The following is a 25,264-nucleotide window of genomic DNA, read 5'->3' on the forward strand; positions in this document are numbered from 1 at the left end:
GCCCGCGAGCCGAGTTCGGCACCTCGGCGCCGCTCGCGAGCCGGTACGAGCTAGCCGCCTGGGGGCCGCGCCACGGTCCTCCCGGCACTCACCTACCGAGAGGAATACCTTCGTGTTCTCCAGCCCTGAAGAGCTCCTCGGCTACGTCCGCGACAACGACGTGAAGTTCATCGACGTCCGCTTCTGCGACCTGCCCGGCGTCATGCAGCACTTCAACATCCCGGCCGAGTCCTTCGACGACGACCTCCTCGAGGAGGGCCTCGCCTTCGACGGCTCCTCGATCCGCGGCTTCCAAGAGATCCACGAGTCGGACATGCTCCTGCTGCCCGACGTGGCGACCGCGTTCGTCGACCCCTTCCGCGAGCAGAAGACCCTCGCCCTGAACTTCTTCGTCCACGACCCCTTCACCCGCGAGGCCTACAGCCGCGACCCGCGCAACGTCGCGAAGAAGGCCGAGCAGTACCTGGCGGGCTCCGGCATCGCCGACACCGCGTACTTCGGGGCCGAGGCCGAGTTCTACATCTTCGACTCGATCCGCTTCGACCAGACCGCCAACCAGGCCTTCTACAAGATCGACTCGGTCGAGGGCGCATGGAACACCGGCGCCGAGGAGAACGGCTCGAACCTGGGCTACAAGCCCCGCCACAAGGGCGGGTACTTCCCGGTCGGCCCGGTCGACCACTTCGCGGACTTGCGCGACCGCATGGTCACCAACCTCATCGAGGGCGGCCTCACCATCGAGCGCGCCCACCACGAGGTCGGCACCGCGGGCCAGTCCGAGATCAACTACCGCTTCGACACGCTGCTGCACTCCGGCGACGACGTCCAGAAGTTCAAGTACATCATCAAGAACACCGCCACCCAGGCCGGCAAGACGGTCACGTTCATGCCCAAGCCCCTGTTCGGCGACAACGGCTCGGGCATGCACACCCACCAGTCGCTGTGGGCGAACGGCGACCCGCTGTTCTACGACGAGACCGGTTACGCCGGGCTGTCGGACACCGCCCGCCACTACATCGGCGGCCTGCTCCGGCACGCCCCGAGCCTGCTCGCGTTCACCAACCCGTCGGTGAACTCCTACCGCCGCCTGGTGCCGGGCTTCGAGGCGCCGGTCAACCTGGTCTACTCGCAGCGCAACCGCTCGGCGTGCACCCGCATCCCGGTCACCGGTTCGAACGCGAAGGCCAAGCGCGTCGAGTTCCGCGTGCCGGACCCGTCGAGCAACCCGTACCTGGCGTTCTCGGCCATGCTCATGGCGGGCCTCGACGGCATCAAGAACAAGATCGAGCCGCCGGCGCCGGTCGACAAGGACCTGTACGAGCTCGGCCCGGAGGAGTACGGCGACATCCAGCAGGTCCCCGGCTCGCTCGACAAGGTGCTCGACAACCTCGAGGCCGACCACGACTTCCTCACCGAGGGCGGCGTGTTCACCCCGGACCTGATCGAGACCTGGATCTCCTACAAGCGCGAGAACGAGATCGACCCGATCCGCCTGCGCCCGACCCCGCACGAGTTCGACCTGTACTACGAAGTCTGAGAACGACGCCTGACGAGGGGCGCGACCGGTGTGACGCACCGGTCGCGCCCCTTGAACGTTTGTTCACCCCGCCCGTCACGAGGGATACTCGCCCGGTGTCTCCCCGATTCCCCCCAGAACGCGATCGCGACCTGTACCGCGACGCCGGCGCCATGTCGATCGGCATCGGCATCGTGGGCGTCTCCTTCGGCGCCCTCGCCACCTCCGCGGGGCTCCCCTGGTGGATCCCGGTCGCCATGTCCTTCCTGACCTTCGCGGCCACCTCCCAGTTCGCGATGCTCGCCGTCGTGATGGCCGGCGGCGGCGTGCTCGCCGGCCTCGCCGCCGGCGTCCTCGTCCACCTGCGCCACATCCCGTACGGCATGGCCGTGGGCGACCTCTACTGGGACCGGTGGTGGATGCGCCTGGTCGGCACCTTCATGCTCATCGACCAGTCGACCGCGTTCGCGCTGTCCGCCGGGGACGACCGGCGCAGGGCCAGGGCCGCGTACTGGATCACCACCACGATCATGTTCGTCGCCTGGAACGTCGGGACCGTGGTCGGCGTCCTGGCGGGCGGATTCGTCCCCGACCCGGACGTGTTCGGCCTCGACGCCGCCTTCCCGGCGCTGCTGCTGGCACTGGTGATGCCCGCGCTGAAGGACCGCGACACGCTCGCGGCGGTCCTGGTGGGCGCCCTGATCGCCGTCGGCACCGCACCGTTCCTGCCCACCGGCATCCCGGTCCTGCTGGCGCTCGTGGGGCTCCTGGCGACCTGGCCCCGCCGCAGACCGAAAGGGGACGCGGCATGACCATGGCCGCAGTACTCGCCCTCGCAGTGGGCGTCTTCCTGGTCCGTCTGGCCGGACCGGTGATGCGCAGCCGCATCACCGTCTCGGCGCGGACCGAGACGATGATGAAGCGCGGCGCCATGGTGGTGCTCGCGGCCCTGGTGGTGACCGGCGCGCTCGTCGCCGACGGCGGCTTCGCGGGCTGGGCGCTCCCCGCGGGCGTCCTCGTCGGCGGACTCCTGGCGTGGCGCAGGGCCCCGATCCTCGTCGTCGTCGTCGCGGCGGCCGGAACGACGGCGCTGCTGCGCCTCGCGGGCGTCGCCTGAGACCCCGGGACATGGAAAGGGCCGCACCTTTCGGTGCGGCCCTTCCTTCATGCAGCTCTACCGGAGCCCGCGTCCCTCAGGGGATGCGGTCTACCAGTCCTGCGCGGCGCGGCGGCGGCGCATGACCATGAAGATGACACCGGCGGCCAGGATCAGCGCGGCGGCCGAGCTGATCATGATCGTCAGCGAGCTACCCGTGGTGGGCAGCTGGGGAGCGGCCGAGGGGGTCTCGCTCGGGGCCGGGGACTCCTCGTCACAGGGAACCCACGGCATCTCGCCCTCGTACTCGTCCTTGGGGGTCGTGATGGTGTAGTAGGCGGTGAAGCCCTCGTTGCCCTCGGGGGCGATGGTGACGGTCTCCGTGGTGCCCGGGGCGACGACCACGACGATCGGCTCATCGCTGTAGCTGGTCGTGAAGGTGAAGGTGGTCTCTTCGCCGTCGGCCGGGATCGTCAGCTCGAACTCGAGCCCGTCACAGGTGTCGTAGACGACGCCCCAGTCGCAGTTGCCGGTCTGCTCCCAGGTGTAGGTCTCCACGAGCTCGCCGTCGATGGCGATGTCGACGCTCAGGCCGGCCTCGGGGTCCTCGACCGCGAAGTAGCCGTAGTACTCCTCGCCGAAGGCGGGGGTGACGACGACCTCGTCGCCGGCGCTCGGGGTGATGGTGAACTCGGAGAGGAGCTCTTCGTTCAGGTTCTCAGCGACGACGTTCAGGCCGAAGCAGTCGCTCCAGACCGAGAAGTTGGGCTCGGGCTGGGGCTCTTCCTCAGGCTCGCACCCGCCCTCGGGCTGGTAGACGGTGACGAGCTTGCCCTGGTCCTTGTTGCCGTTCTCCCACTCGCCCGCGATCTGGAGCGAGGCCGAGGCGAAGTCGCTGCTCAGGGTCTCGGTCGCCACGAGGGGGGTGTCGCTGCCCAGGAGGGGCAGTTCGGCACCGACGACGATCTCGCCCTCCAGGTCACCGCTGTCGACGGCGGTGATCCAGCCACGGTTGTCCGGGTCGTCGGTCCAGTCCGTGGCCTCCCACGTGACGGTCCAGCTGCCGTCCTCGGCGCACACGGCGGTGCCCTCGAGTTCGACGTGGTGGGCCTGGGCGGCGGAGGCGAAGGTGACCGCTCCTGCGACGCCGAGCATGACGCTTCCGGTCAGACCCAGCACCCGCTTGAGGGTACGGTTCATGGTTCTCCTAAGTAGATGGCTGTAGGTATTGGGGGGATCGGGGGCCGCTCGGTCAGGGTGTGAGCAACTGACCGGCTTCGGCACCGTACCAAATGAGACACGCACCAACGCGACGAGAGGTCGCATAACAATCGAGTAACGGACGATGCGGGAACAGATGGGCCGCAAGGGATTCGAGTCGGGTCGAATGCCGCGAAACGGCCGGGCGAATGCGCCCGGCCGTCGTTGGCGTGAATGCGCGGTTACGCCTCGCCGGCGTCGATCTGCTCCTCGGTGAGGTAGCCGCTGTCGACCACGACCTCCACGTAGTTCTCGGCCGTGACGTCCACCGGCTCGAGCAGGAGCGAGGGCACGAACTTGAAGCCGTTGTCGTACGTCCCGAGGTCGTTGACCTCGGGAGAGCCGCCGTCCACGAGCGCCTTGACCATGTCCGTCACGGTGGAGGCGAGCAGGCGGGTGTCCTTGAAGACCGTCTCGGTCTGGCCGGTGCCCTCCTTGATCGCCTTCAGCGACTGCGCCTCGGCGTCCTGGCCCGTCACGACCGGGAAGTCGTCGCCCGGCTCGTAGTCGTTCTCGACGAGCGCCTCCACCACGCCGCGGCTGATGCCGTCGTAGGGCGAGAGCACCGCGTGGATCTCGTCGTCCTTGTAGAAGTCCTTGAGAAGCAGGTCCATGCGCTCCTTCGCGACCTCGCCGCTCCAGTCCACGGTCGCGGTCGGCTCCTGCTCGGTCTGGCCCGAGAGGATCCTGACCTTGCCCTCGTAGATGTAGCTCTCGAAGGTGTCGAGGCCGCCCATGAAGAAGTACTGCGAGTTGTTGTCGCCGGGGTCGCCCGAGAACAGCTCGATGTTGAACGGCCCCGGGTTGTCCTTGAGCGCCAGCCGCTCGACGATGTGCGTGGCCTGGAGGACGCCGACCTGGTAGTTGTCGAAGGAGGCGTAGTAGTCGACGTCGGGGGTCTCCAGGATGAGCCGGTCGTAGGAGATGACCGTGACGCCCTGGTTCTTCGCGTCGCCCAGGACCGCGCCGAGTGACTTGTTGTCGATCGCGCCGATGATGAGGAACTCGACCCCCCGGTCGACCATCGACTGGATCTGCGTGAGCTGCGCGTCGAGGTCGCCCTTGGCGTTCTCGTGGATGACCTCGTAGCCGAGCTGCTTGAGGTTCTCCTCGAGCGCCTCGCCCTCGATCACCCAGCGCTCGGAGGTGTCGGTGGGCATGGAGATGCCGGTGAAGCCGGTGAGCTGGGCCGCTTCCTCGCCCTCGCCGCATCCGGCCAGTGAGGCGGCTGCGAGGCCCGCCGATCCGTACAGCAGGCCGCGGCGACTGAGGTGCATGGGGCGGTACTCCTTCGTACACAAGAGGGGTTCACGACAACCCGAAACCTACACGAGTCCGGAAAAGCAACAAGTGGCTCATTCCGTAATACAACCGTGTCCCGACTGGGGGGCGAATCAGGATCATAGCCATATTACGTCTCGCCCGTCGGAGCGAACGGAGACCGCGCGGTCGAGGCGAGAACGATTCGAACCCGAAGGTAGAACGTGCGGGAACGGCTCCGCCGCGCGGCCCCTCCCGGAGCGACGGACCTCGCGCCCGGACCGTCACGCAGCGTCGCGGAAAACCGGACCGGGCGTCATCCGCATACCATTGCGGTCATGAGTGACCGCTGGATCGAAGTGGCCGACAAGGTGTGGGTGCGCCGCATGGAGGAGCTGGACCAATCCCTGGGACTGGTGATCGGCGAGGAGTGCTGCCTGGTGATCGACACCGGCGTCAGCGCCGACGCCGGGTACGCGTTCGCCACCGCGGTCCGCGAGCTGACCGACCTGCCCTGGCAGGTGGCCTACACCCACGACCACTTCGACCACTGGTTCGGCACCGCCGCGTTCGGCGAGTCGGCCGTCTGGGCCGCCGGCGACGGCGCGACCTATCTCAGCCGCGGCGACGAGCAGCGCAAGCGCTGGGCCGCGAAGTACCGCGGCCAGGGCCGCGAGGAGGAGGCGCGCCGCATCGCCCGGTCGCGCCTGGTGCCGCCGAACTGCCGCGTCAACGGGGCCGTGGGCCTGAACCTGGGCGGGCGCACCGTGGTCCTGCGCCAGGTGGGGCCCGCGCACAGCGACAACGACATGGTCGTGGAGGTGCCCGACGCGGGCGTCCTGTTCGCCGGCGACCTGCTGGAGGGCGGCGCGCCGCCCTCGTACGGCTCCGCGTTCCCCTACGAGTGGCCGCAGGCGGTCGAGTACCTGCTGAGCTGGAAGCCGCCGATCGTGGTCCCCGGCCACGGCGATCCGGCCGACTACTGGTGGGCCCGGACCCAGGCGAGGGACCTCGCCGAGGTGGCCCGGCTGTGCCGGGAGGTCGCGCAGGGCTTCGTCACGAAGGAGGAGGCGCTGGCGCACAGCCCGTTCGGCGCCGAGGCCATGACGGCGGCCCTCGAACGGTGCGAGGCCCTCACCCCTCCCCCGCCCGAGCCCGCGCCGCCGGCGCCCGCCGCGGCCCAGGGCCCGCCGCCTCCGGTCATCGTCTACGACCTCTTCGACTACAGCATCGACATGACGCGCTAGTCGAAGGGCTGGTCCTCGAAGCCCGCGTGGAGCTTGCGCAGGAGTCCGTCGAGCTGCCGCCGCTCCTGCGGGGTGAGGGGCGCCAGGGCCTCGTCCTGGGCCGCGATCCCGATGCGGACCGCGTCCTCGATGACCTCGCGGCCGAGGTCGGTCATGCGCACCTTCAGCCCGCGGCGGTCCCCCGGGTCGGGCAGGCGCTCGACGAAGCCGGCGGCTTCGAGCTTGTCGAGGCGCCCGGTGAGGCCGCCAGAGCTGAGCATCATGGCGGCGCTGATCTCCTTGGGCGAGAGCGTGTACGGCTCGCCTGAACGGCGGATGGTCGCGAGGACGTCGAACTCGTTGGGCCCCAGGCCCTGGCGCGCGCGCAGCTCGTGCAGGCGCGCGCCGAGCTTCCGGGAGATCCGGTGGATGCGCCCGAAGAGGGCCATGGAGTCGAGTTCGAGTTCGGGCATCTCGCGGCGCCACTGCGCGATGATGCGGTCCACGGCGTCCTCAGTCATGGTCGACATTCTCCCCTACCTGCATTGACGTCGCGGAAGTGCCTGGCGTCGATCTTACTTCAGTTCAAGTATCTTGACTCCAAGCTACTTTGATGTAAGCTAATCACATGCAAGCTACTTCTAGGAGCCCTCGATGAACCGCGGCACCAAAGACCTCCTCTTGACCGCCCTCGCCCCGGTCATGTGGGGCACCACCTACATCGTGACGACGGAGTTCCTGCCCGCCGACCGCCCGTTCCTGACCGCCATGCTCCGCGCCCTCCCCGCGGGCCTCCTCCTCGTACTCCTGTCACGAAGGCTCCCAAGGGGTTCGTGGTGGTGGAAGTCGGCCGTGATCGGCACGCTGAACATCGCCGCGTTCTTCGCCCTGCTGTTCATCGCGACCTACCGCCTCCCCGGCGGCGTCGCGGCCGTGGCCGCCGCGGTCGGCCCGCTGGCGACGGCCGGGGCGACGATGCTGATCCTGCACCAGCAGGTGCGCCTGCGCACCTGGCTCCTGGGCCTGGCCGGCGTCTCGGGCGTGGCGCTCGTGGTGCTGACGGCCCGGGCCGAACTCGACGCGATCGGCGCCCTCGCGGGCATCGGCGGCGCGGTGTCGATGGCGGTCGCGGTGACGCTGACGAAGCGCTGGGGCCTCCCCGAGAACGCGGGCCCGGCGGCGCTCGCCGGCTGGCAGCTGACCGCGGGCGGACTGCTGCTCATCCCCCTGGCGTTCGCGACCGAAGGCGCGATTCCGGCAATGACCTCGGGCAACGTGCTCGGCTACGTGTACCTCGGCCTGGTGAACACGACCTTGGGCTACTGGCTGTGGTTCCGCGGCATCGGGCGGCTCTCGGTGGTGCCGTTGAGCTTCCTGGGCCTGCTCTCGCCCCTGACGGCGGCGACCGTGGGCTGGCTCGTCCTGGGCGAGACCTTCACCGCCTGGCAGACCGCGGGCTTCGCGATCGCGCTGGCCGCGACGGTCGCGGCGCAGCTCCAGTACCGCAGGGCACCGGCCCAGACCCCCGAACCCAAGGCCCTCGTCCGAGTCTGAGTACAGGAACGCGACGTACGCGTCATCATCGGCCCGGATCGTCAAAATGGGGCGCGGTGCCGCAGACCCGATCGAAGCGCGATCGGCTCTGCGGCATCGGCGACGGGCTAGACCATCTTCCGCCGATAGGCGCGCATCGCGAGGGGCGCGGTCACCGCGAAGATGCCGACGGCCCAGGCGAAGGTCCACAGGAGCGGTTCGGCGATGGGGCCGGACGAGAGCAGCCCGCGCATGGCGTCGGCCAGGTGCGTCACCGGGTTGACCTTCGCCCAGGCCTGCATGAAGCCCGGCATCGTGTTGATGTCGACGAAGGCGCTGGAGGTGAACGTCAGCGGCATGATGATCACGAAGGCGTAGATCTGGACCTTCTCCTCGGAGTCGGCCACCACCCCCATGAGCACCGAGACCCACGAGATCGCCAGCGCGAACACGACGAGCGCGAGGGTCGCCAGGAGCGCCCCCGCCCAGCTGCGGAGCTCGAAGCCCATGAGCAGTCCCAGGCCGAGCATGATCGCGATCGACCAGACCTGCTTGAACAGGTCGGCGAAGATCTTCCCGGCCAGGGGCGCCGAGCGCGCGATCGGCAGGGACCTGAACCGGTCGTACACGCCCTTGCGCAGGTCGGCGTTGATGCCGGTGCCGGTGTACATCGTCAGGAAGATGGCGTTCTGGGCGATGAGGCCGCCGAGGACGTACTGGAGGTAGTCCGCGGTCGACCCGGCCATCTGGCCGCCGAAGACGTACACGAACAAGAGCAGGAACATGACCGGGCTCAGGGAGAGGTCGACCAGTTCGAACGGGTTGTGCTTGATGCGGACCATCTGGCGCCAGGCCATGGAGAGGGTCTGGCGGACGGTGTCGGTCAGGCCGGGGCGGCCCATGACCGGGGACTCGATCGTGGCGGCGGTCATTTCGCGGCCTCCTCGGGCTGGGTCTCGTCGTCGGCGTCGGCCTCGGTGCGGTGGCCGGTCAGGGTCAGGAAGACCTCGTCCAGACTGGAGAGTCCGAGGTGGAAGTCGGTCAGCGTGATCCCGCGGTCGCGCAGGTCGGCGGCGAGCGCCGGCATGACGCCGTCGTCGTTGACGCCGATGGTGATCGCGCCGGCCTCGACGATCGGCTCGATGTCGGGGAAGCGCTCGGCGACAAGGGCGCGCAGGCTGTCGAGCTGGCCGTGGTCCTCGGGCTGGATGCGCAGGGTCTGCCCGCCGATCTTCGACTTGAGCTGGGTCGGCGTGCCGGTGGCGATGACCTTGCCGTGGTCGATGACGACGATCTCGTGGGCGAGCTGGTCGGCTTCCTCGAGGTACTGGGTGGTGAGCAGGACGGTGGTGCCGTCGGCGACGAGGCCCCGCACGAGTTCCCAGAGCTCTCCGCGGGCCCTGGGGTCGAGGCCGGTGGTCGGCTCGTCGAGGAAGAGGATCTGCGGGCGCCCGACGAGGCTGGCGGCCAGGTCGAGGCGGCGTCGCATGCCGCCGGAGTAGGCCTTGGCGGCCTTGTCGGCGGCGTCGGAGAGGTCGAACTGGCCGAGGAGCTCGCGGGCCCGGGCCTTGGCGTCCTTGGTCGGCATGCCGAGGAGGCGGCCGATGAACCGCAGGTTCTCCTCGCCGGTGAGCAGCTCGTCGATGCCCGCGAACTGGCCGGTGAGTCCGATGAGGGACCGGACTTCGGGGGCGTTGCGCACGATGTCGTAGCCGCCGACGCGGCCGGTGCCGGCCGTGGGCTGGGAGAGGGTGGCGAGCATGCGCACCATGGTGGTCTTGCCGGCCCCGTTGGGGCCGAGGACACCGAGCACGGTGCCGGTGCGGGCGGTCAGGTCGACCTGGTCGACGGCGACCAGGTCGCCGAAGCGTTTGGTCAGGCCTTCGGTCTCGATGGCGTTGTCAGGCGACACGTCGTCCTCCTTCGGATGCGTTCGCACTGCCGGGTGCAATGACAGGGTTTCAGGTTTCCGCAGCACAAGTGTGCCGAACATCATGATGTCATATTGATGCCGCTTTGGCATCACACTGGCGGGGCCAGAATGGAGGGTCGGCTCCGGGCCCACGGATTCACCGCTTTTTCAAGGCGTGCTCCGCGGCCGCACCGACCCGAACTCGATCATGCACCCCGGGTCCGACATCCGCGATCGAATTGCGGAGCGCGGGCCGCTAGAGGGAGTGGAGGAGTTTTTTGATGCGCTTCTCGCTGACCTGGTAGCGGGTCCCGAGCTGCTGGGCGAAGAAGCTGACGCGCAGCTCCTCGATCATCCAGCGGACCTCGCGGCCCTCGCCGGAGCGCAGCGCGGCCGGGCGGGTGCGGGCGAGCGAGTCCCGTTCGGCCTCAAGGGAGTGGATGACGTCCATCTTGCCCTTGTCGCCCGAGACGTCGGCGACGACGCGCCTGGCCCGGAACGCGATGCCCTTGACGTAGCGGTGCAGGTCGTCCAGGCGCCACCAGCCGGTCGAGCCGACGAACCCGTCGGTGCCGACGAGCGCGTCGAGCTGGCGGCGCATGTCGCTCATGGCCGCGAGCATCGTGAAGTCGAACTTGCCCTCGAGGAGGCGGGCGGCCTCGCGGGTCTCGGTCAGGACCGCGGCCGCCTTGCGCGCCACGGCGGGCGACTCCCCCGCGACCTCGGGCCGGGCGCGTTTGAGCAGCGCCTCGAAGCCCTCGCGGTCCCACGCGGGACCGCCGCCCTCGATGAGGACCTTGTCGAGCACGGTCCGCACGCAGTCGGCCAGCAGGGCGTCGACGTTCGCGTAGGGCCCGGTCGCGAGCGCCAGCTGCTCGTTGCGGGTGAGCGCTTCCTTCAGGTGCGGGTCGGGGGTGTTGAGGCGCAGGAGCCTGCGGGTGCCGGCCCACATGTTCGCGGCCTGGGTGCCCGGGTCGGGGAAGGCCTTGATCCCGACGGAGCCGCCCTCGTCGACCAGGGCCGGGTAGGCCTTGGCGGTGTAGCCCTTGCGCGGTGTCTCGTGGAGCTTGGGGAGCGCGTCGAAGTCCCAGGTCTTGAGGCCGGTGCGTTCGAGGTCGAAGGCCTCGGCGGCGGCCTCCTGCGTCTTGGGGGCGAGCTGCTTCTGGAGCGCGCCGAGTTCCTTGCCCTCGGCGACGACCGAGCCGTCCTCGTCCGTCACACGGAACGTGATGAGGAGGTGGCCGGGGATCTTGGTGAGGTCGAAGGCGTCCGCGGGGACGTACACGCCGGTCATGGACTTGAGCGTGTCGGCGAGCGCGGCCATCATGGGCCGGCCGGGGGCGGGCTCCATGCGGGCGACGGCGGCCTTGGCGAAGTCGGGGGCGGGCACGAAGCTGCGGCGCAGGGTCTTGGGGAGGCTCTTGATGAGCGCTTCGGCGAAGTCGGCGCGCAGGCCCGGGACCTGCCAGGTGAAGGCGTCCTGGTCGAGCTGCTGGAGTGCGGGGAGGGGGACGGCGACGGTGACGCCGTCGCGGGCGGAGCCGGGTTCGAACTCGTAGTCGAGTTCGAGGTCGGCGCCCTCGGAGGTCCACACCTCGGGGTAGGAGTCGGCGGCGAGGCCGTCGGCGCGGTCGCCCAGGAGCAGGGCCTCGTCGAAGTCGAGGAGGGTCTTGTCGTTCTGCTTCTTCCACCAGGAGTCGAAGTGGCGGCCCGAGACGATGTCGGCGGGGAGGCGCTCGTCGTAGAAGTCGAAGAGGGTCTGCTCGTCGGCGAGCAGGCCCCGTTGGCGCACGCGGCTCTCGAGGTCCTCGACCTCGCCGATCTTCGCGAGGTTCTGCGCGAGGAACTTGTGGTGGGTCTCCCACTCGGCCTGGACGAGGGCGTGCCGGATGAACAGCTCGCGGCTGACGGGGATGTCGATGCGTCCGAAGTTGACGCTGCGGCGGGCGACGATCGGGACGCCGTAGAGCGTGACGCGCTCGAACGCGAGCACCGCACCGGCCTTTTTGGACCAGTGCGGTTCGGAGTAGGTGCGTTTGAGGAGGTGCTCGGCGAGCGGTTCGACCCATTCGGGTTCGATCTTGGCGCATACGCGGCCCCACAGGCGGCTGGTCTCGACCAGTTCGCCGGCGACGACCCAGCGCGGCTGCTTCTTGGCCAGGCCCGAGCCGGGGAAGATCGCGAACTTGGCGTTGCGCCCGCCCAGGTACTCGCGGGTGTCGGCCTCTTTGACGCCGATGTGGGAGAGGAGCCCGGCGAGCAGCGCGGTGTGGACGCGCTTGGGGTCGGCGGTGGCCTCGGGCGGCTCGACGGGGATCTTCAGGGTCTTGAGGACGCCGAGGATCTGGCGGACCAGGTCCTGCCACTCGCGGATGCGCAGGTAGTGCAGGTACTCCTGTTTGCACATGCGCCGGAACGCGCTGGAGGAGCGCGAGCGCCGCTCGTCCTCGAGGTACCGCCACAGGTTCAGGTACGCGGAGAAGTCGGAGTCGGGGTCGTTGAAGCGGGCGTGGGACTGGTCGGCCTGGGCCCGCTTGTCGGACGGGCGCTCCTTCGGGTCCTGGATGGACATCGCGGCGGTGATGACGGCGACCGCGCGGACGCAGCCCTCGTCGCGGGCCTGGAGGATCATCCGGGCCAGGCGCGGGTCGATCGGCAGCTTCGCGATGTCGCGCCCGGCGTTCGTCAGGCGCCGCTCGCCGCGGACGTCCTCGAGGGCGCCGAGCTCCACCAGGAGGTCCATGCCGTCCTTGATGTTGCGCGAGTCGGGGGCGTCGACGAACGGGAAGGTCTCGACGCGGCCGAGTTTCGCGGCGGTCATCTGGAGGATGACGCTGGCGAGGTTGGTCCGCAGGATCTCCGCGTCGGTGAACTCGGGCCGGGCGTTGAAGTCGTCCTCGGAGTACAGGCGGATGCAGATGCCCTCGGCGACGCGGCCGCAGCGCCCGGCGCGCTGGTTGGCGCTGGCCTGGCTGATCGCCTCGATGGGGAGGCGCTGGACCTTGGTGCGGGCCGAGTAGCGGGAGATGCGCGCGTACCCGGCGTCGACGACGTAGCGGATGCCCGGGACGGTCAGGGAGGTCTCGGCGACGTTGGTGGAGAGGATGATCCGCCGGCCGGTGTGGGAGGCGAAGACGCGGTGCTGCTCCTGCGCGGAGAGGCGCGCATACAGCGGGACGACCTCGGTGTGGCGGAGCTTGGCCTTCTCGAGGGCGTCGGCGGTGTCGCGGATCTCCTGCTCGCCGGAGAGGAACACGAGGATGTCGCCGTCGCCGTCGCGGGAGAGCTCGTTGACGGCGTCGAGGATGCCGTCGATCTGGTCGCGGTCCTGCTCGCCCTCCTCGTCGCGGAGCGGGCGGTAGCGGACCTCGACGGGGTAGGTGCGCCCGGAGACCTCGAGGATCGGCGCGGGCTGCTCCCCTGCTGCGCCCTGCTTGCCTTTTTCGCCTCCGGCGCCCTGCTTGGCCTTTTCGCCCGACGCGAAGTGCGCCGCGAAGCGCTCGGGGTCGATCGTGGCGGAGGTGACGATGACCTTGAGGTCGCGCCGCTGCGGGAGGATCTGGCGCAGGCACCCGAGGATGAAGTCGATGTTGAGGCTGCGCTCGTGCGCCTCGTCGATGATGATCGTGTCGTAGGCGCTCAGGAGCCGGTCGCGCTGGATCTCGGTGAGCAGGATGCCGTCGGTCATGACCTTGATGAGGCTGGAGTCCGAGACCTGGTCGTTGAAGCGGACCTTCCAGCCGACGGCCTCGCCGAGCGGGGAGCCCAGCTCCTCGGCGATGCGCTCGGCGACCGCGCGGGCGGCGATGCGCCGCGGCTGGGTGTGGCCGATCATGCCGCGCACGCCGCGGCCGAGTTCGAGGCAGATCTTGGGGATCTGCGTGGTCTTGCCCGAGCCGGTCTCGCCCGCGATGATCACGACCTGGTTGTCGCGGATCGCCTCGAGGATGTCGTCCTTGCGCTGCGAGACGGGCAGCTCTTCGGGGTAGACGATCTTCGGCACGCTCGCCGCGCGGGCCGCGAGCGCGGCCTCCTTGCGCTCGACCTCGGCTTCGAGCCTGGCGAACGCCTCGGTGCGGGCCTCGCCTTCGCGTTCGCGGGCCTCGCGGAGGCGCCGCCGGAGGGCACGCTGATCGGCCGTGCGCAGCGCGGAGACGCGCTCGTGCAGGCTGGTACGGGAGTTGGAGACGCTGCTGGGCATGACGATCGTCAAGGATACGCGGACGGCCCGGCCGCGCGCCAGGCATTAACGGGCGCTGTGACCGGGCCGCGAAGCGGTCCGCTCAGTCGTCCTCGAGGTCCCCGCACAGGACCCGGTCGGAGTCCAGGCCCTCGGTCTCGGTGAGCGCTTCGGGGGCGTGGACCACGACGGACTCGGCCCGGTCGTCGAGGACGACCGGGACCGAGACGGTGGTCTCGCCGGTGCCGGTCTCCGAGGTCGTGAAGGACAGCTCGACGATGTTCCCGGCCGCGTCGGCGCCCTCGGGGTCGGCGAGCCAGTGCCCGCCGCCCGGCGGGTCCTCGTCGCACTCCCCGTCGTGCACGTGGGCCGTGTAGTCGACGCTGTCGCCGAGGCCGCCCACGGACAGCTGCACGGAGGTCCCGTCGGAGGAGCTGATGTCGACGGTGCCGTGCCCGTCCACGTAGTCTCCGCTCCAGGGCCGGGTGACGTGCAGGGAGGCGGTCCAGGAGCCGCCGAGGTCCTCGGCGTCCTCGGCGTCGCTCCCGCAGCCGGCCAGGGCCGCGGTCAGGACGGCGGCCGCCGCGGCGGCTGTGGCTCGGATCGGCGTCATCGGCGCTCCTTCAACAGACGTGCTCATTCACGGGACGGCGTGCGGCGGCCCGGTCGGGCCGATTCAGTATCGGCCCGACCGGGCCCCGGGCCCGGGATCGCCGCGCCGCCCGGTCAGCGGCTCACGGCGACGTCGGCCGCGATCCCCTCCCCGCGCGTCAGCTCGACGCGGCGGGTCAGGCCCAGCCCGTCGAGGAACGCCTCGTCGTGGCTGACGACGACCAGCGCGCCCTCGAACGCCCCTAGCGCCTGCTGGAGCTGCCGGGTCGAGGACATGTCGAGGTTGTTCGTCGGCTCGTCGAGCAGGAGCAGCTGCGGTGCCGGCTGCGACGAGAGCACGGTGGCGAGGGCCGCCCGCAGGCGCTGGCCGCCCGAGAGCGTCCCGACCGCCTGGAAGACGGCGTCGCCGCGCATCCCGAAGCGGGCCAGGCGGGTCCGCAGGAGCGACACCGCGGCGTCGGGCGCCGAGGAGCGCACGTTGTCGAGCACGCTGGCGTCCTCGTCGAGCAGTTCGAGCCGCTGGGTGAGGAAGCCGTGCGGGACGCGGGACGCGCGGGCGATCTCGCGCAGCAGCGTGGTCTTGCCCGAGCCGTTGTCGCCGGTGACCGCGACCCGCTCGGGGCCGCGCAGGTGCAGGCCCAGGCCCTCCCCGTAGAGGCCGTTCACGTTGAAGCCCTTGAGGACGGCGATCTCGCGGTGCGTCGAGACGTTCGTCTCGGGCAGGTCCACGTTGATCGCGCCGTCGTCGCGCAGGGACTCCTCGGCGGCGTCGAGGCGCTCGCGCGCCTCGGACACGTCCTCCAGCTTCTCGCCCAGGATCTTCGCGGACGAGACCTCGCCGGCGTTCTTCTTGCCGTTGAGGAGGATCTTCGGCGTGCCGCCCCGGTCGCGCTCGCGCTTCCAGGAGGCCGCGCCCTTGTCGTTCTGGATGCGGGTGGCGACGAGCTCCTTCTTCTGCCGGGTGAGGTCCTGCTTGGCGTCGCGGACCGCGCGGGCGGCGGTCTCCTGCTCGGCGGCGAGGATCTTCTCGTAGGCGCTGTAGTTGCCCTCGAACATGCGGATGTCGCCCTTGTAGAGCTCGGCGACGGCGTCGACGTGCTCCAGGAGGGCCCGGTCGTGGCTGACGACCACGAGGGTGCCGTTGAACCGCCGGATCGCCTGGTAGAGGCGTTTGCGGGCGGAGGCGTCGAGGTTGTTCGACGGCTCGTCGAGCAGCAGCACGTCGGGGCGGCTCACGAGCCGCCCGGCGAGGCCGACGAGCATCGACTCGCCTCCCGAGAGCGTCCCGACGGTCCGGTCGAAGCCGATGTGGTCGAGGCCGAGCTCGTCCAGGGCCACCCGGGAGCGGTCGAGGAAGTCCCAGTCGTCGCCGATGGCCGCGAAGTGGGCCTCGTCGACGTCGCCGGACTCGATGGCCGCCAGCGCCCGCCGCTGCCCGGCGATGCCGAGCAGGTCGGCCACGGTGTCGCCCAGGCGGAGCGGGAGCTCCTGCGGCAGGTAGGCGATGAGGCCCGACGCGGTGATCGAGCCGGACTCGGGTTTGAGGAGTCCGGCGACGAGTCGCAGGAGTGTGGACTTCCCGGTGCCGTTGTCGCCGACGAAGGCGGTGCGGCCGTCGGAGAAGACGGCGTCGACGCCGTCGAAGACGCGGTCGCCGTCGGGCCATGCGAAGCGCAGTCGCTGGATGTTGATATAGGTGGTCATGTGACCTCTCTCAGGTTCGATGCGGTACGGAATCGAAATGAGAGACATCGCGCCGAAGCGGCGGAAGGAATGCTTTTCCCGACCGGATTCAGTCCGGGGACGGGCACCCTCTTGATCGAAGACACACCGGTCACGTACGCAGAGACGTGACGGCGCGATGTCTGCGACCTAGAGCTTCAAGTGAGTGCCTAACGTCGGGAACAAGGACGGGGACAACGGTAGCCGCGCCCCGGCGGGGGTGTCAAGGGAGTTGACGGCCGCGGGCCGCCCCGCGGGGGCGGGGCGGCCCGGCCGCGGCGCGATGGCGGCGCCACGGATCAATGCGGTCTAGCAGGTCGCGGTCTGCTTCCAGACGCCCCATTCGCCGGTGGTTCCCGGTTCCTCGCCCTGGGTCCACCAGGAGGCGCGGTACGCGGCGGAGCCGTGGACGACCTCGTCGCCGCCGTTGTAGGTCGAGCCGGAGGCCCAGGCGGGGGCGTCGCAGCCGTCGCCCGTTCCGGGGTCGGTCGTGGTCGGCGGGTCGGTGGGTTCGCCGGAGCCGCCGCCGCCGAAGTCCACGTCGATGCACGAGTAGAAGGCGTTGGTGGTGTCGGCGATGTTCCAGACCGCGAAGACCAGGTGCTGGCCGGTGCGGGCGGGGAGGTTCACGGTCTGGGTCATGGTGTGGTCGGGTTGGGCCCCGCCCATGTCGATCGACGCGATCGGGGTGAGTCCGAGGTCGTCGCGGGTGAGCGGCTGCGTCGGGTCGTAGTTCGCGTTGGTGATGTAGTAGTCGAATGTGGCGGTGGCGTGGTTGACGGTCATCGTCCAGGTGAAGGTGGTGGCGCCGGCGTCGACCGCGGTGGTGGGCCAGTTGCCGCCGCGGGGGTCGTCGAGTTCGGAGAAGCGGTCGTTGCCGCCGGCGCAGAGCTGGCCGTCGGCCGGGCCCGCGGCGGGGAAGCCCTTGGGGCCCTCCACGCTCTGGGGCTCGTAGGAGATCGCGCCGCAGTCGGTGACTTCGCCTTCGGCGCACAGCGCCGAGCGCGAGGGCGGGTCGGAGTTGTAGCCGTGGCCCCAGGCCAGGGCCGCCATGGACGCCGAGATCGCGAGGGTCGCGGCACCGGCGAGGGACAGGATGATCTTGCGCGACTTGCGCATGGCCGTCTCCCATCGTGGGTTGGGTTCAGCGATTCTCTTCGATGTCGCAACACTTCCTACCTGCGACGACACGAATTAAAAAGTAACCTAACAGTTTGTGTCCTGGCACACAAGGGGATCGGACGCGGTTTTTCGGGCTTTTCCGTAGAGTGTCATGGTTTGACACGGAACGGCAACGGCCGCACACGAATCGTGTGCGGCCGCGGCTCGTGGACGGTCAGTCGTCCTCGGGTTCGTCGGGATGGGTCATGAGCACCGTCGCCGAGACCAGCAGGCCCCCGCCGATGACGACGATCGCGATGATCATCATGGTGATCGCTGCCGCGCTCATCGGGCGGCCTCCTCTCGGATTTCCTCGTCCTCTTCGGACTCGATCGCGGGGACTTCCTTGCGCCGCAGGAGCAGCGCCATGATGACGCCGAACGCCAGAGCGCCGATCGCGATCGCCCAGCCGAACGCCTGGTGCTGGTTGTAGCCGTAGAGCGCGCTGTCCGCCTCGGCCGTCAGCAGATCGCGGATGTTGAAGTACAGGATGCCCGCGAGCATGATCGGCGTGACGACGCCGAGGCACACGAACCAGATCGGCCCGACCTTGAAGGTCGAGGTCGCGTTCGCGTCGTCGCGGAGCGCCTTCCACTTCCACAGCGCCCAGACGACCACCGCGATGCTCACCGGGGCGGCCACGGCGATGCCGTACTGGTTGATGAAGTAGTCGGTGACGTCGAGGAACATCAGGCCGCTGGCGGTCGGCAGCAGGATGAGCGAGACGACGGCCATCGCGCCGCCGACGACCACGGTCGCCTTGATGCGGCTCCAGCCGAAGCGGTCCTCCATGGCCGCGACCGGGACCTGGACGATGCTCACCATCGAGGTCCACCCGGCCACCACGAGCGAGGCGAAGAACAGGACGCCGAAGAGCCCGGCCAGGTAGGGCAGCGTGTTGATGATGGTCGGGAACGCGATGAACGCGAGTCCCACGCCCTCGTACGCCTGGTCGGCGATGGGCACGCCGCTCTCGAAGGCGATGAAGCCGAGCGCCGCGAACACGCCGATGCCGGCGAGGATCTCGAACGAGGAGTTCGCGAACCCGACCGTGAAGGCCGACGTGGTGATGTCGGACTTGCGCTTGAGGTAGGAGGCGTAGGTGACCATGATGCCGAAGCCCACCGACAGGGAGAAGAAGATCTGCCCGTAGGCGGCGAGCCAGACGCCCGGCTCGCGCACGGCCTCCCAGTCGGGGCTGAAGAACGAGTTCAGCCCGTCCGCCGCGCCGTCGAGGGTCAGCGCCTGCACGACCAGGACGGCGAACATGACCAGCAGCAGCGGGATGAAGACCTTGCTGGTGGTCTCGATGCCCTTCTTGACGCCCGCGCCGATGACCAGGAGCGTGAAGGCCCAGACCGCGATCATGGCGATGCCGATGCCCGGCAGCCAGGTGCCGAAGTCGCCGAAGCCGTCGCTCGCCTGGAGAAAGTCCCCCATGAGGAACGCGTTCGGGTCCTCGCCCCACTGCTGCGTGATCGAGAAGTAGCCGTACCAGCCCGCCCAGGCGATGATGGCGGCGTAGTAGACGGCGATGACGATCGAGATGGCGACCTGCCACCAGCCGATGACCTCGGCGTTCTTGTTCATCCGCCGGAAGGCGACCGGCGCCGAGCCCTTGTAGCGGCGCCCGATCGTGAACTCCATGATGAGCAGCGGGATGCCCGCGGTCGTCAGGGCCACGAGGTAGGGCACGAGGAAGGCGCCGCCGCCGTTCTCGTAGGCGACGCCGGGGAAGCGCCAGATGTTGCCGAGGCCGACCGCCGATCCGATGGCGGCGAGGATGAATCCGGCCCTCGACCCCCAGTTCTCTCTCACCATTGTTCGCTTTCTCCAGTCACGCCGTTACGGGGCACATTTCGGGCTAACCATAGTGTGACGTACAGACGCGGTCAAACGATCGTTATGGATGCGTGACGAAGACGCGTTCGCGGCTCGGAACGAGACGGAGCCCCCGGGCAGGCGCTAAGGTTGATCAGTTCCACTGCGATCGGCACCGCTCGGCGCATCAGCGAGCCGTCCATCGGCAGTGGCGGCGACCGCGCACCGTCCGCGCCTTCAATCCATCCGCTCCGCACGCGAGGAGAGCTGTGTCCGCTGCCATCAATCCGGCCCTCAAGGCAGTCCGGTTCGAACAGGCCCGCCTCGACGACCTGTACGCCCGGCTCGACCGCCTCCGCGAGGAGGCCGGCGAGCGGCTCGGCGAGTCCCGTCGCCGACACGTCGAGAACGACCAGGAGCGCTCGCAGCGCGACGCCGAGGCCCACCTGTACCGCCGCCGCATCGCCCAGCTCGACGCCGTCGAGGAGGGCCTGTGCTTCGGGCGCCTCGACTACATCGACGACGACGCACCGATGTACCTGGGTCGCATCGGCGTCCACGCCGAAGGCGGCGAGCAGCTGCTCGTGGACTGGCGCTCGGAGGCCGGGCGCCGGTTCTACCTGGCGACCGCCGCGTCCCCGTCCGGGGTGCGCCGCCGCCGCCACCTGCACACCAAGGGCCGGCGCCTGCGCGCGGTCAACGACGAGGTCCTCGACCTGGGCAGCGCGAGCGATTCGGGCTCCTCGATCGGCTCCGAGGGCGCCCTGATGGCCGCGCTGAACGCCGCGCGCACCGGCACGATGCAGGACATCGTCGCCACCATCCAGGCCGAGCAGGACCGCATCATCAGAGCGCCCCTGGAGGGCATCATGATCGTCGACGGCGCGCCGGGCACCGGCAAGACCGCCGTCGCCCTGCACCGCGCCGCCTACCTGCTGTACGAGCACCGCGAGCAGCTCAAGAGCCGCGGCGTGCTCATCATCGGCCCCGGCAAGCAGTTCCTGCGCTACATCTCCGAGGTCCTGCCGGGCCTGGCCGAGACCGACGTCCTGCTGCGCACGCCCGCGCAGCTGTTCCCCGGCGTGGTCGCCGACCGGCCCGAGACCGACGCGGTCGCCGCCGTCAAGGGCCGCGCCGTCATGGCCGGGGTCATCGCCAGCGCCGTCGCCGACCGCCAGGTCGTGCCGCGCCACCCGGTCCTGATCGACTACGAGGGCCACGAGCTGTGGCTGCGGCCCGAGAAGATCACCGCGGCGCGCGACGCCGCCCGCGAGACCGGACTGGCGCACAACGAGGCCCGCGAGACCTTCCACAAGCGGGTCATCGCGGACCTGGCGACGCAGTACGCGGACATCATCGGCGAGGACCCGCTCGGCGAGGAGAACCTGCTGGGCCTGGAGGACCGGGCGAAGCTCGCGGTCGAGATCGCGGGCGACCCGGTGATCCGCGGCGAGATCGAGTCGCTGTGGCCCGAGCTGACGGCGAGGGAGCTCCTGGAGGACCTGTTCGCGTCCCGCGAGCGCATCGCCTCGGCCGCGGCGGTGCTCAAGAAGGAGGACCGCGCGCTGCTGCACCGCGGGCCGGGCGGCTGGAGCGAGGCCGACGTGGCGCTGCTGGACGAGGCCGCGGAGCACCTGGGCGAGACCGAGGCGCCGCGGCGGGCCGGGGGGCTGACGGCCGAGCAGATCGCGTACGCGCAGGACGTCTTGACGATCGCGGCCGGCTCGGCCTCGTTCGACTTCGAGGACGAGGAGTCGGAGATCCTCCAGGCCACCGACGTCATCGACGAGTTCTGGCTCGGCGAGCGGCAGGTCGACGAGGCGTTCGTGTCGGTCGCCGAGCGCGCGGCCGCGGACCGGCGCTGGATCTTCGGGCACGTGATCGTCGACGAGGCCCAGGAGCTGTCCCCCATGGAGTGGCGGGCGCTGCTGCGGCGGTGCGTGACGCGGTCGTTCACCGTGGCCGGCGACCTCGCCCAGGCCGCCGGGCCGTCGGCCCCCGCGAACTGGGGCCAGGTGTTCGGCGCCTCCGACCTGGCGTGGCGGGCCGAGCAGCTGACGGTCTCGTACCGGACCCCGGCGGAGATCATGAACGTGGCGGCGCGGGTGCTCGACGCGATCGACGTCGAGGCGGCCCGGCCGCGCTCGGTGCGCGAGTCGGGGCACCAGCCGTGGCTGGAGATCGCCCAGGTGGACCTCGACGCGCGCGTCGAGGAGCTGGCCCGGGCCGAGAAGCGGGCCGTCGGCGAGGGCAGCGTGGCGGTCGTGACGACCGCCGAGCGCGCGGCCGGGCTCGCGGGGCTGGCCGACGCCGCGGTCCTGACGGTCAAGCAGGCCAAGGGCCTCGAGTTCGACAGCGTCATCGTCGTCGACCCCGACGCGATCGCGGCCTCGGGCCTGCGGAACCTCTACGTGGCGCTGACCCGCGCCACCAAGCGCCTCGGGGTCGTGGCGCCCGACAAACCCTGCTTCCCCGGCGCCGAGGTGCTGTAAGCGGGGACAACTCTCGGCGCAGCTGTCCTGCCGGGATTGGTTCGGGCTCCTACACTGATGTCCAGGTGTAGGAGGTGCGGGTTGACAACGACGACTGGGGACTTGACCGGCGCGATCGTCGAGGGTCGCTACCGGTTGCGGCGGCTGATCGCGCGGGGCGGCATGGCCGACGTGTACGAGGCCCACGACGAGCGGCTCGACCGCACCGTGGCGGTGAAGATGATCACCACCGAGGGCGTCGCGGGGTTCGACTTGAAGGCCTTCACCCACGAGGCCCGGACCATCGCGCGGCTCTCCCACCCGAACGTGGTGGCGGTCTTCGACCAGGGCGTCCACCAGGGACTGCCGTACGTGGTCATGGAGTACGTGCCCGGCACCACCCTGCGGGACCTGCTCAACCGGCGCCGGCGCCTGCGCATCGACGAGGCCGTGGAGCTGTTCGCGCAGCTGCTCGACGGGCTCCAGGCCGCCCACGACGCCGGGCTCGTGCACCGCGACATCAAGCCCGAGAACATCCTGCTCAAGAACGGCGGCCGGGGCGACCGGGTCAAGGTGGTCGACTTCGGCCTGGCCGAAGCGGTCCACGGCGACCGCGAGAGCGCCGGGCCGCTGGTGGCGACCGCCGCCTACGTGGCCCCTGAACTGGTGAACGGCAAGCCCGCGACGACCGCGAGCGACGTCTACTCCTCCGCGCTCGTCCTGTACGAGCTCCTGACCGGCGAGGTCCCCTTCGACGGGCCCGACCCGGGCGCGGTGGCGCGCCGCCACGTCGAGGAGGACGTCCCCTCCCCGCAGCTGAAGGCCCCCGACGTGCCCGAGAGCCTCGCGGAGCTGGTGAGCGCCGCGGCCGCCCGCAGACCGGGGACGCGGCCGGTGGACGCCGGGGCGTTCCTGCGCCGCCTCCAGGCCATCGACGTCAAGCCCGTGCCCGGCACCACCGGGCAGGTGCCCAGGCCGACCCGCGCGGTCCAGACGACCATGGTCGTCGGCACGCCGCACGCCAAGCGGTCCTGGAAGGCCCTCATCACCCTGGTGCTCATCGCGGCCGCGCTCATCTCGGTCGCGGCCGCGGGCTGGTGGATCGGCGTCGGCCGCTACACCTCCACGCCGTCGCTGCTCGACCAGTCCCGCGACACGGTCGCGGCGTTCGCCGAGGAGGAGGGCTTCGACGTCGACGTCCAGGACGGCTACAGCGAGAGCGTGCCGATCGGGGAGGTCGTGTCGCAGGACCCCGGCGTGGGCGACCGCATCAGGCAGGGCGCCACGATCACCGTCGTGATCTCGCTGGGCCCCGAGCGCTACCAGGTGCCGAACGTGGCCGGGATGAGCGAGGACGAGGCCCGGGAGGCGCTGGCGGCGTTCGACGCCGAGGTCACCGTCGAGCGCGAGTACAGCACGGAGTTCGAGGCGAACGAGGTCGTCGGCACCGACCCGGCCGCGGGCGAGGAGGTGAAGGCCGGGACGCCGGTGGCGATCATCGTCTCCGACGGGTTCCCGCCGCTCACCGTGCCCGACGTCGTCGGCATGGACGAGGACGCCGCGATCAGCGCGCTCCAGTCCGAGGGCCTGACGGTCGGCGAGGTGGCGCCGCGCCACAGCGACACCATCCCCGCCGGGTCGGTGATCGAGCAGACCCCCGCGGCCGACTCCCCCGCGGGCGCGGGCGACGTGGTCGACCTCGTGGTCAGCGACGGACCCGAGCCGATCGAAGTGCCCGACGTGGTCGGCATGGACCTCGACGAGGCGACCGAGACGCTCGAAGGCCTCGGCTTCACCGTGAAGACCGCGCAGATCTGGTTCTCCGGCACGGTGTTCGACCAGTCCCTGGACGCGGGCAGCGAGCACCCGAAGGGCTCCGAGATCTGGCTCTGGGCCAACTGACGGACAGCGGAAGGGGCCGGACGAATGCTCGTCCGGCCCCTTTTCGTGTAGCTGCTAGTTCGCTCCCGCGGCCTTCAGCTCGGTCATCGTGAACAGGGCCTCGAGTTCGATCCCGGCCTCGGCCAGGTTCTTCGAACCGCCCGACTCGCGGTCGATGACGCACACCGCCCGCTCCACGATCGCGCCGCGCTCCCTGAGCTCGGACACCGAGTCCAGGATCGCGCCGCCGGAGGTCACCACGTCCTCCACGATGAACAGGCGCCGGCCCTCGACCTCGCCGCCCTCGGCGAGGCGGCACGTGCCGTAGGTCTTGGCCTCCTTGCGCACGAACAGCGTCGGCAGGCCGGTCAGCTGCGACAGTATGGTCGCGATCGGGATGCCGCCGGTCTCCAGACCCGCCAGCGAGTCCACGCCGTGCGCGGGCACCAGCGGCGCGAGCGCCTCAGCGATGCGCCGCAGCAGGACCGGGTCGGACTCGAACAGGTACTTGTCGAAGTACTCGTGCGCGATCACGCCCGACCTGAGCCGGAACTCGCCGGTCAGGTGCGAGCGGTTGAAGATGTCGCGTGCGAGCTCGGAGTCGTTGCTCATGCCCTCAGCCTGCCACCTTCCCCCGCTACGGGCGCAGGGCCGGGTGGGCGGGGTCGAGGAGATCACGCTCGGCCAGCCAGTTGTACAGCGGCGTCTCCTGCGGATAGTGGCCCCAGCCGTGGTCGCCGGTGGGCATGTGGCCGCCGAGGATCTGCTGCTGGACCGGGTCCAGGTCCGCCCACCAGGGCTGGCGGGGCAGGTCCTCGACGAGGTCGCGGGCCCGGATCCAGCGCGGCGTGAACCCGAAGAACGCGACCTTGCGCGTCAGGTCCGAGTAGTTGTCGGAGCGGGCGTGCCAGATGCGGCGGTCGAAGAACATGACGTCGCCGGCCGCGCCGGTGACCTCGACGGCGCCTTCGGGGTCGGGCCACTCCATGTCCCGGCGCGGCGGGCCGTCGATCGCGTTCCGCTTGTGGGACCCGGGCACGATCTTGGTGTTGCCGCGGCCGGTCACGGACAGGTCGGAGAAGAAGTACGCGAGCTTGACCGACAGGCGCGGGCGCGGGTCGGTCTCGGTCTCGCGGTTCTGGCGCCCGCCGTCCTGGTGCCATTCGAAGCGGAAGGGGCGCCTGCCCCTGATCGGCGGATGCTTGTCCACATGAGAGTGGTAGACGTGGAAGTTCCAGCCCAGGATCGACCACACGTAGTGGAAGGTCCGGGGATGGTTGAGCAGGAAGGCGAGTTCGGGGCAGGAGGTGACGGCGTCGAGCCGGTGCATGGCGCCTTCGGGGCTGAGCCGCCCCGCCGCCCGCTCGATCTCGTACACGCGGTCCAGCGCGTCCGAGCAGCGCTGGACCTCTTCGGCGTCGAGCGCCCCTCGGATCATGAGGAATCCGTCGCGGTCGAAGGATTCGCGCTGCTCGGGAGTCAGTGCTGCGGTACCGATCGATGTCAATGCGGTCATCGCAAAGCCTTTCCGGTATCCAGGGGATCCGGCGTCACGAGGACGCGGCGTCCGCCCGACTTGGCTGCACCGCGGCTTCGTCGGAGCATCAGGCAAG

At 70.1% G+C, this 25,264-nt stretch carries 20 protein-coding genes; 7 read left to right on the forward strand and 13 right to left on the reverse strand.

All coding sequences use genetic code 11. The features are described 5' to 3' along the window. Positions 1-112: 112 nt before the first annotated feature. The 3 genes from glnA to BLQ63_RS05010 all read left to right on the forward strand — a co-directional run bounded on the left by glnA (position 113) and on the right by BLQ63_RS05010 (position 2,633). Entirely contained in the window at positions 113-1,537 is a 1,425-nt protein-coding gene (glnA, locus tag BLQ63_RS05000) for a type I glutamate--ammonia ligase (protein ID WP_091029471.1), read from the forward strand. 95 nt (positions 1,538-1,632) lie between these two features. Then, the gene (locus BLQ63_RS05005; protein ID WP_218125064.1) at positions 1,633-2,328 is read left to right on the forward strand and encodes an AzlC family ABC transporter permease; all 696 of its coding nucleotides are present in this window, start codon (positions 1,633-1,635) and stop codon (positions 2,326-2,328) included. Beyond that, the gene (locus BLQ63_RS05010; protein ID WP_091029478.1) at positions 2,325-2,633 is read left to right on the forward strand and encodes an AzlD domain-containing protein; all 309 of its coding nucleotides are present in this window, start codon (positions 2,325-2,327) and stop codon (positions 2,631-2,633) included. Before BLQ63_RS05005 ends, BLQ63_RS05010 begins: the two co-directional genes overlap by 4 nt. A gap of 90 nt (positions 2,634-2,723) precedes the next feature. On the opposite strand, the gene BLQ63_RS05015 is transcribed toward BLQ63_RS05010, so the two are convergent. After that, complete coding sequence (locus BLQ63_RS05015) at positions 2,724-3,812, reverse strand: LPXTG cell wall anchor domain-containing protein (protein ID WP_091029481.1); 1,089 nt, start codon at positions 3,810-3,812, stop codon at positions 2,724-2,726. Between the two features lie 242 nt (positions 3,813-4,054). Further along, positions 4,055-5,149, reverse strand: a complete 1,095-nt coding sequence (locus BLQ63_RS05020; RefSeq protein ID WP_091029486.1) for a substrate-binding domain-containing protein — start codon at positions 5,147-5,149, stop codon at positions 4,055-4,057. A gap of 321 nt (positions 5,150-5,470) precedes the next feature. On the opposite strand from BLQ63_RS05020, the gene BLQ63_RS05025 reads away from it, so the two are divergent. Then, the gene (locus BLQ63_RS05025) at positions 5,471-6,379 is read left to right on the forward strand and encodes an MBL fold metallo-hydrolase (protein ID WP_091029489.1); all 909 of its coding nucleotides are present in this window, start codon (positions 5,471-5,473) and stop codon (positions 6,377-6,379) included. On the opposite strand, the gene BLQ63_RS05030 is transcribed toward BLQ63_RS05025, so the two are convergent. Further along, positions 6,376-6,879 (reverse strand): MarR family winged helix-turn-helix transcriptional regulator, encoded by a 504-nt coding sequence (locus BLQ63_RS05030; RefSeq protein ID WP_245680846.1) that lies wholly within the window; start codon positions 6,877-6,879, stop codon positions 6,376-6,378. The two genes, BLQ63_RS05025 and BLQ63_RS05030, sit on opposite strands and share 4 nt — an antisense overlap. 133 nt (positions 6,880-7,012) lie before the next feature. On the opposite strand from BLQ63_RS05030, the gene BLQ63_RS05035 reads away from it, so the two are divergent. Continuing rightward, positions 7,013-7,912, forward strand: coding sequence for an EamA family transporter (locus tag BLQ63_RS05035; protein WP_091029496.1), 900 nt, complete (start codon positions 7,013-7,015; stop codon positions 7,910-7,912). Positions 7,913-8,019: 107 nt separating this feature from the next. Here the strand turns inward: BLQ63_RS05035 and BLQ63_RS05040 are convergent, their stop codons facing one another. From BLQ63_RS05040 to BLQ63_RS05075, 8 genes are all read right to left on the reverse strand, one after another. Continuing rightward, on the reverse strand, positions 8,020-8,823 hold the full coding sequence (locus BLQ63_RS05040) for an ABC transporter permease (RefSeq protein WP_091029499.1): 804 nt from the start codon (positions 8,821-8,823) through the stop codon (positions 8,020-8,022). Next, a complete protein-coding gene (locus tag BLQ63_RS05045; protein ID WP_218125065.1) occupies positions 8,820-9,803 on the reverse strand; it encodes an ATP-binding cassette domain-containing protein in 984 nt (327 codons plus the stop codon). The genes BLQ63_RS05040 and BLQ63_RS05045 overlap by 4 nt, the downstream gene beginning before the upstream one ends. 256 nt (positions 9,804-10,059) lie before the next feature. After that, positions 10,060-14,004, reverse strand: a complete 3,945-nt coding sequence (gene hrpA / locus BLQ63_RS05050) for an ATP-dependent RNA helicase HrpA (RefSeq protein ID WP_091029503.1) — start codon at positions 14,002-14,004, stop codon at positions 10,060-10,062. A gap of 82 nt (positions 14,005-14,086) precedes the next feature. Then, positions 14,087-14,596, reverse strand: a complete 510-nt coding sequence (locus BLQ63_RS05055; protein WP_091029507.1) for a hypothetical protein — start codon at positions 14,594-14,596, stop codon at positions 14,087-14,089. A gap of 113 nt (positions 14,597-14,709) precedes the next feature. After that, positions 14,710-16,299: an ABC-F family ATP-binding cassette domain-containing protein gene (locus BLQ63_RS05060; RefSeq protein ID WP_091029510.1), complete on the reverse strand. Its 1,590-nt coding sequence runs from the start codon at positions 16,297-16,299 to the stop codon at positions 14,710-14,712. A 327-nt stretch (positions 16,300-16,626) separates the two neighbouring features. After that, on the reverse strand, positions 16,627-17,436 hold the full coding sequence (locus BLQ63_RS05065; RefSeq protein WP_091029514.1) for a lytic polysaccharide monooxygenase auxiliary activity family 9 protein: 810 nt from the start codon (positions 17,434-17,436) through the stop codon (positions 16,627-16,629). 217 nt (positions 17,437-17,653) lie between these two features. Continuing rightward, complete coding sequence (locus BLQ63_RS05070; RefSeq protein WP_091029518.1) at positions 17,654-17,767, reverse strand: methionine/alanine import family NSS transporter small subunit; 114 nt, start codon at positions 17,765-17,767, stop codon at positions 17,654-17,656. Continuing rightward, positions 17,764-19,299 carry a sodium-dependent transporter gene (locus tag BLQ63_RS05075; RefSeq protein WP_091029521.1) on the reverse strand — a complete coding sequence of 512 codons (1,536 nt, stop codon included), beginning with the start codon at positions 19,297-19,299 and terminating at the stop codon, positions 17,764-17,766. The genes BLQ63_RS05070 and BLQ63_RS05075 overlap by 4 nt, the downstream gene beginning before the upstream one ends. A 269-nt stretch (positions 19,300-19,568) precedes the next feature. Here BLQ63_RS05075 and BLQ63_RS05080 point away from each other — a divergent pair, with 269 nt between their 5' ends. Next, entirely contained in the window at positions 19,569-21,791 is a 2,223-nt protein-coding gene (locus tag BLQ63_RS05080; RefSeq protein WP_218125066.1) for a HelD family protein, read from the forward strand. Positions 21,792-21,872: 81 nt separating this feature from the next. Beyond that, positions 21,873-23,672, forward strand: a complete 1,800-nt coding sequence (locus tag BLQ63_RS05085) for a Stk1 family PASTA domain-containing Ser/Thr kinase (protein ID WP_177154797.1) — start codon at positions 21,873-21,875, stop codon at positions 23,670-23,672. A 54-nt stretch (positions 23,673-23,726) separates the two neighbouring features. Here the strand turns inward: BLQ63_RS05085 and pyrE are convergent, their stop codons facing one another. Continuing rightward, positions 23,727-24,263 carry an orotate phosphoribosyltransferase gene (pyrE, locus tag BLQ63_RS05090; protein ID WP_091029527.1) on the reverse strand — a complete coding sequence of 179 codons (537 nt, stop codon included), beginning with the start codon at positions 24,261-24,263 and terminating at the stop codon, positions 23,727-23,729. Between the two features lie 25 nt (positions 24,264-24,288). Continuing rightward, a complete protein-coding gene (locus BLQ63_RS05095) occupies positions 24,289-25,167 on the reverse strand; it encodes a phytanoyl-CoA dioxygenase family protein (protein WP_091029531.1) in 879 nt (292 codons plus the stop codon). Positions 25,168-25,264: the final 97 nt, after the last annotated feature.

This window comes from Glycomyces harbinensis, from assembly GCF_900101745.1.
Lineage (GTDB): Bacteria > Actinomycetota > Actinomycetes > Mycobacteriales > Micromonosporaceae > Glycomyces > Glycomyces harbinensis.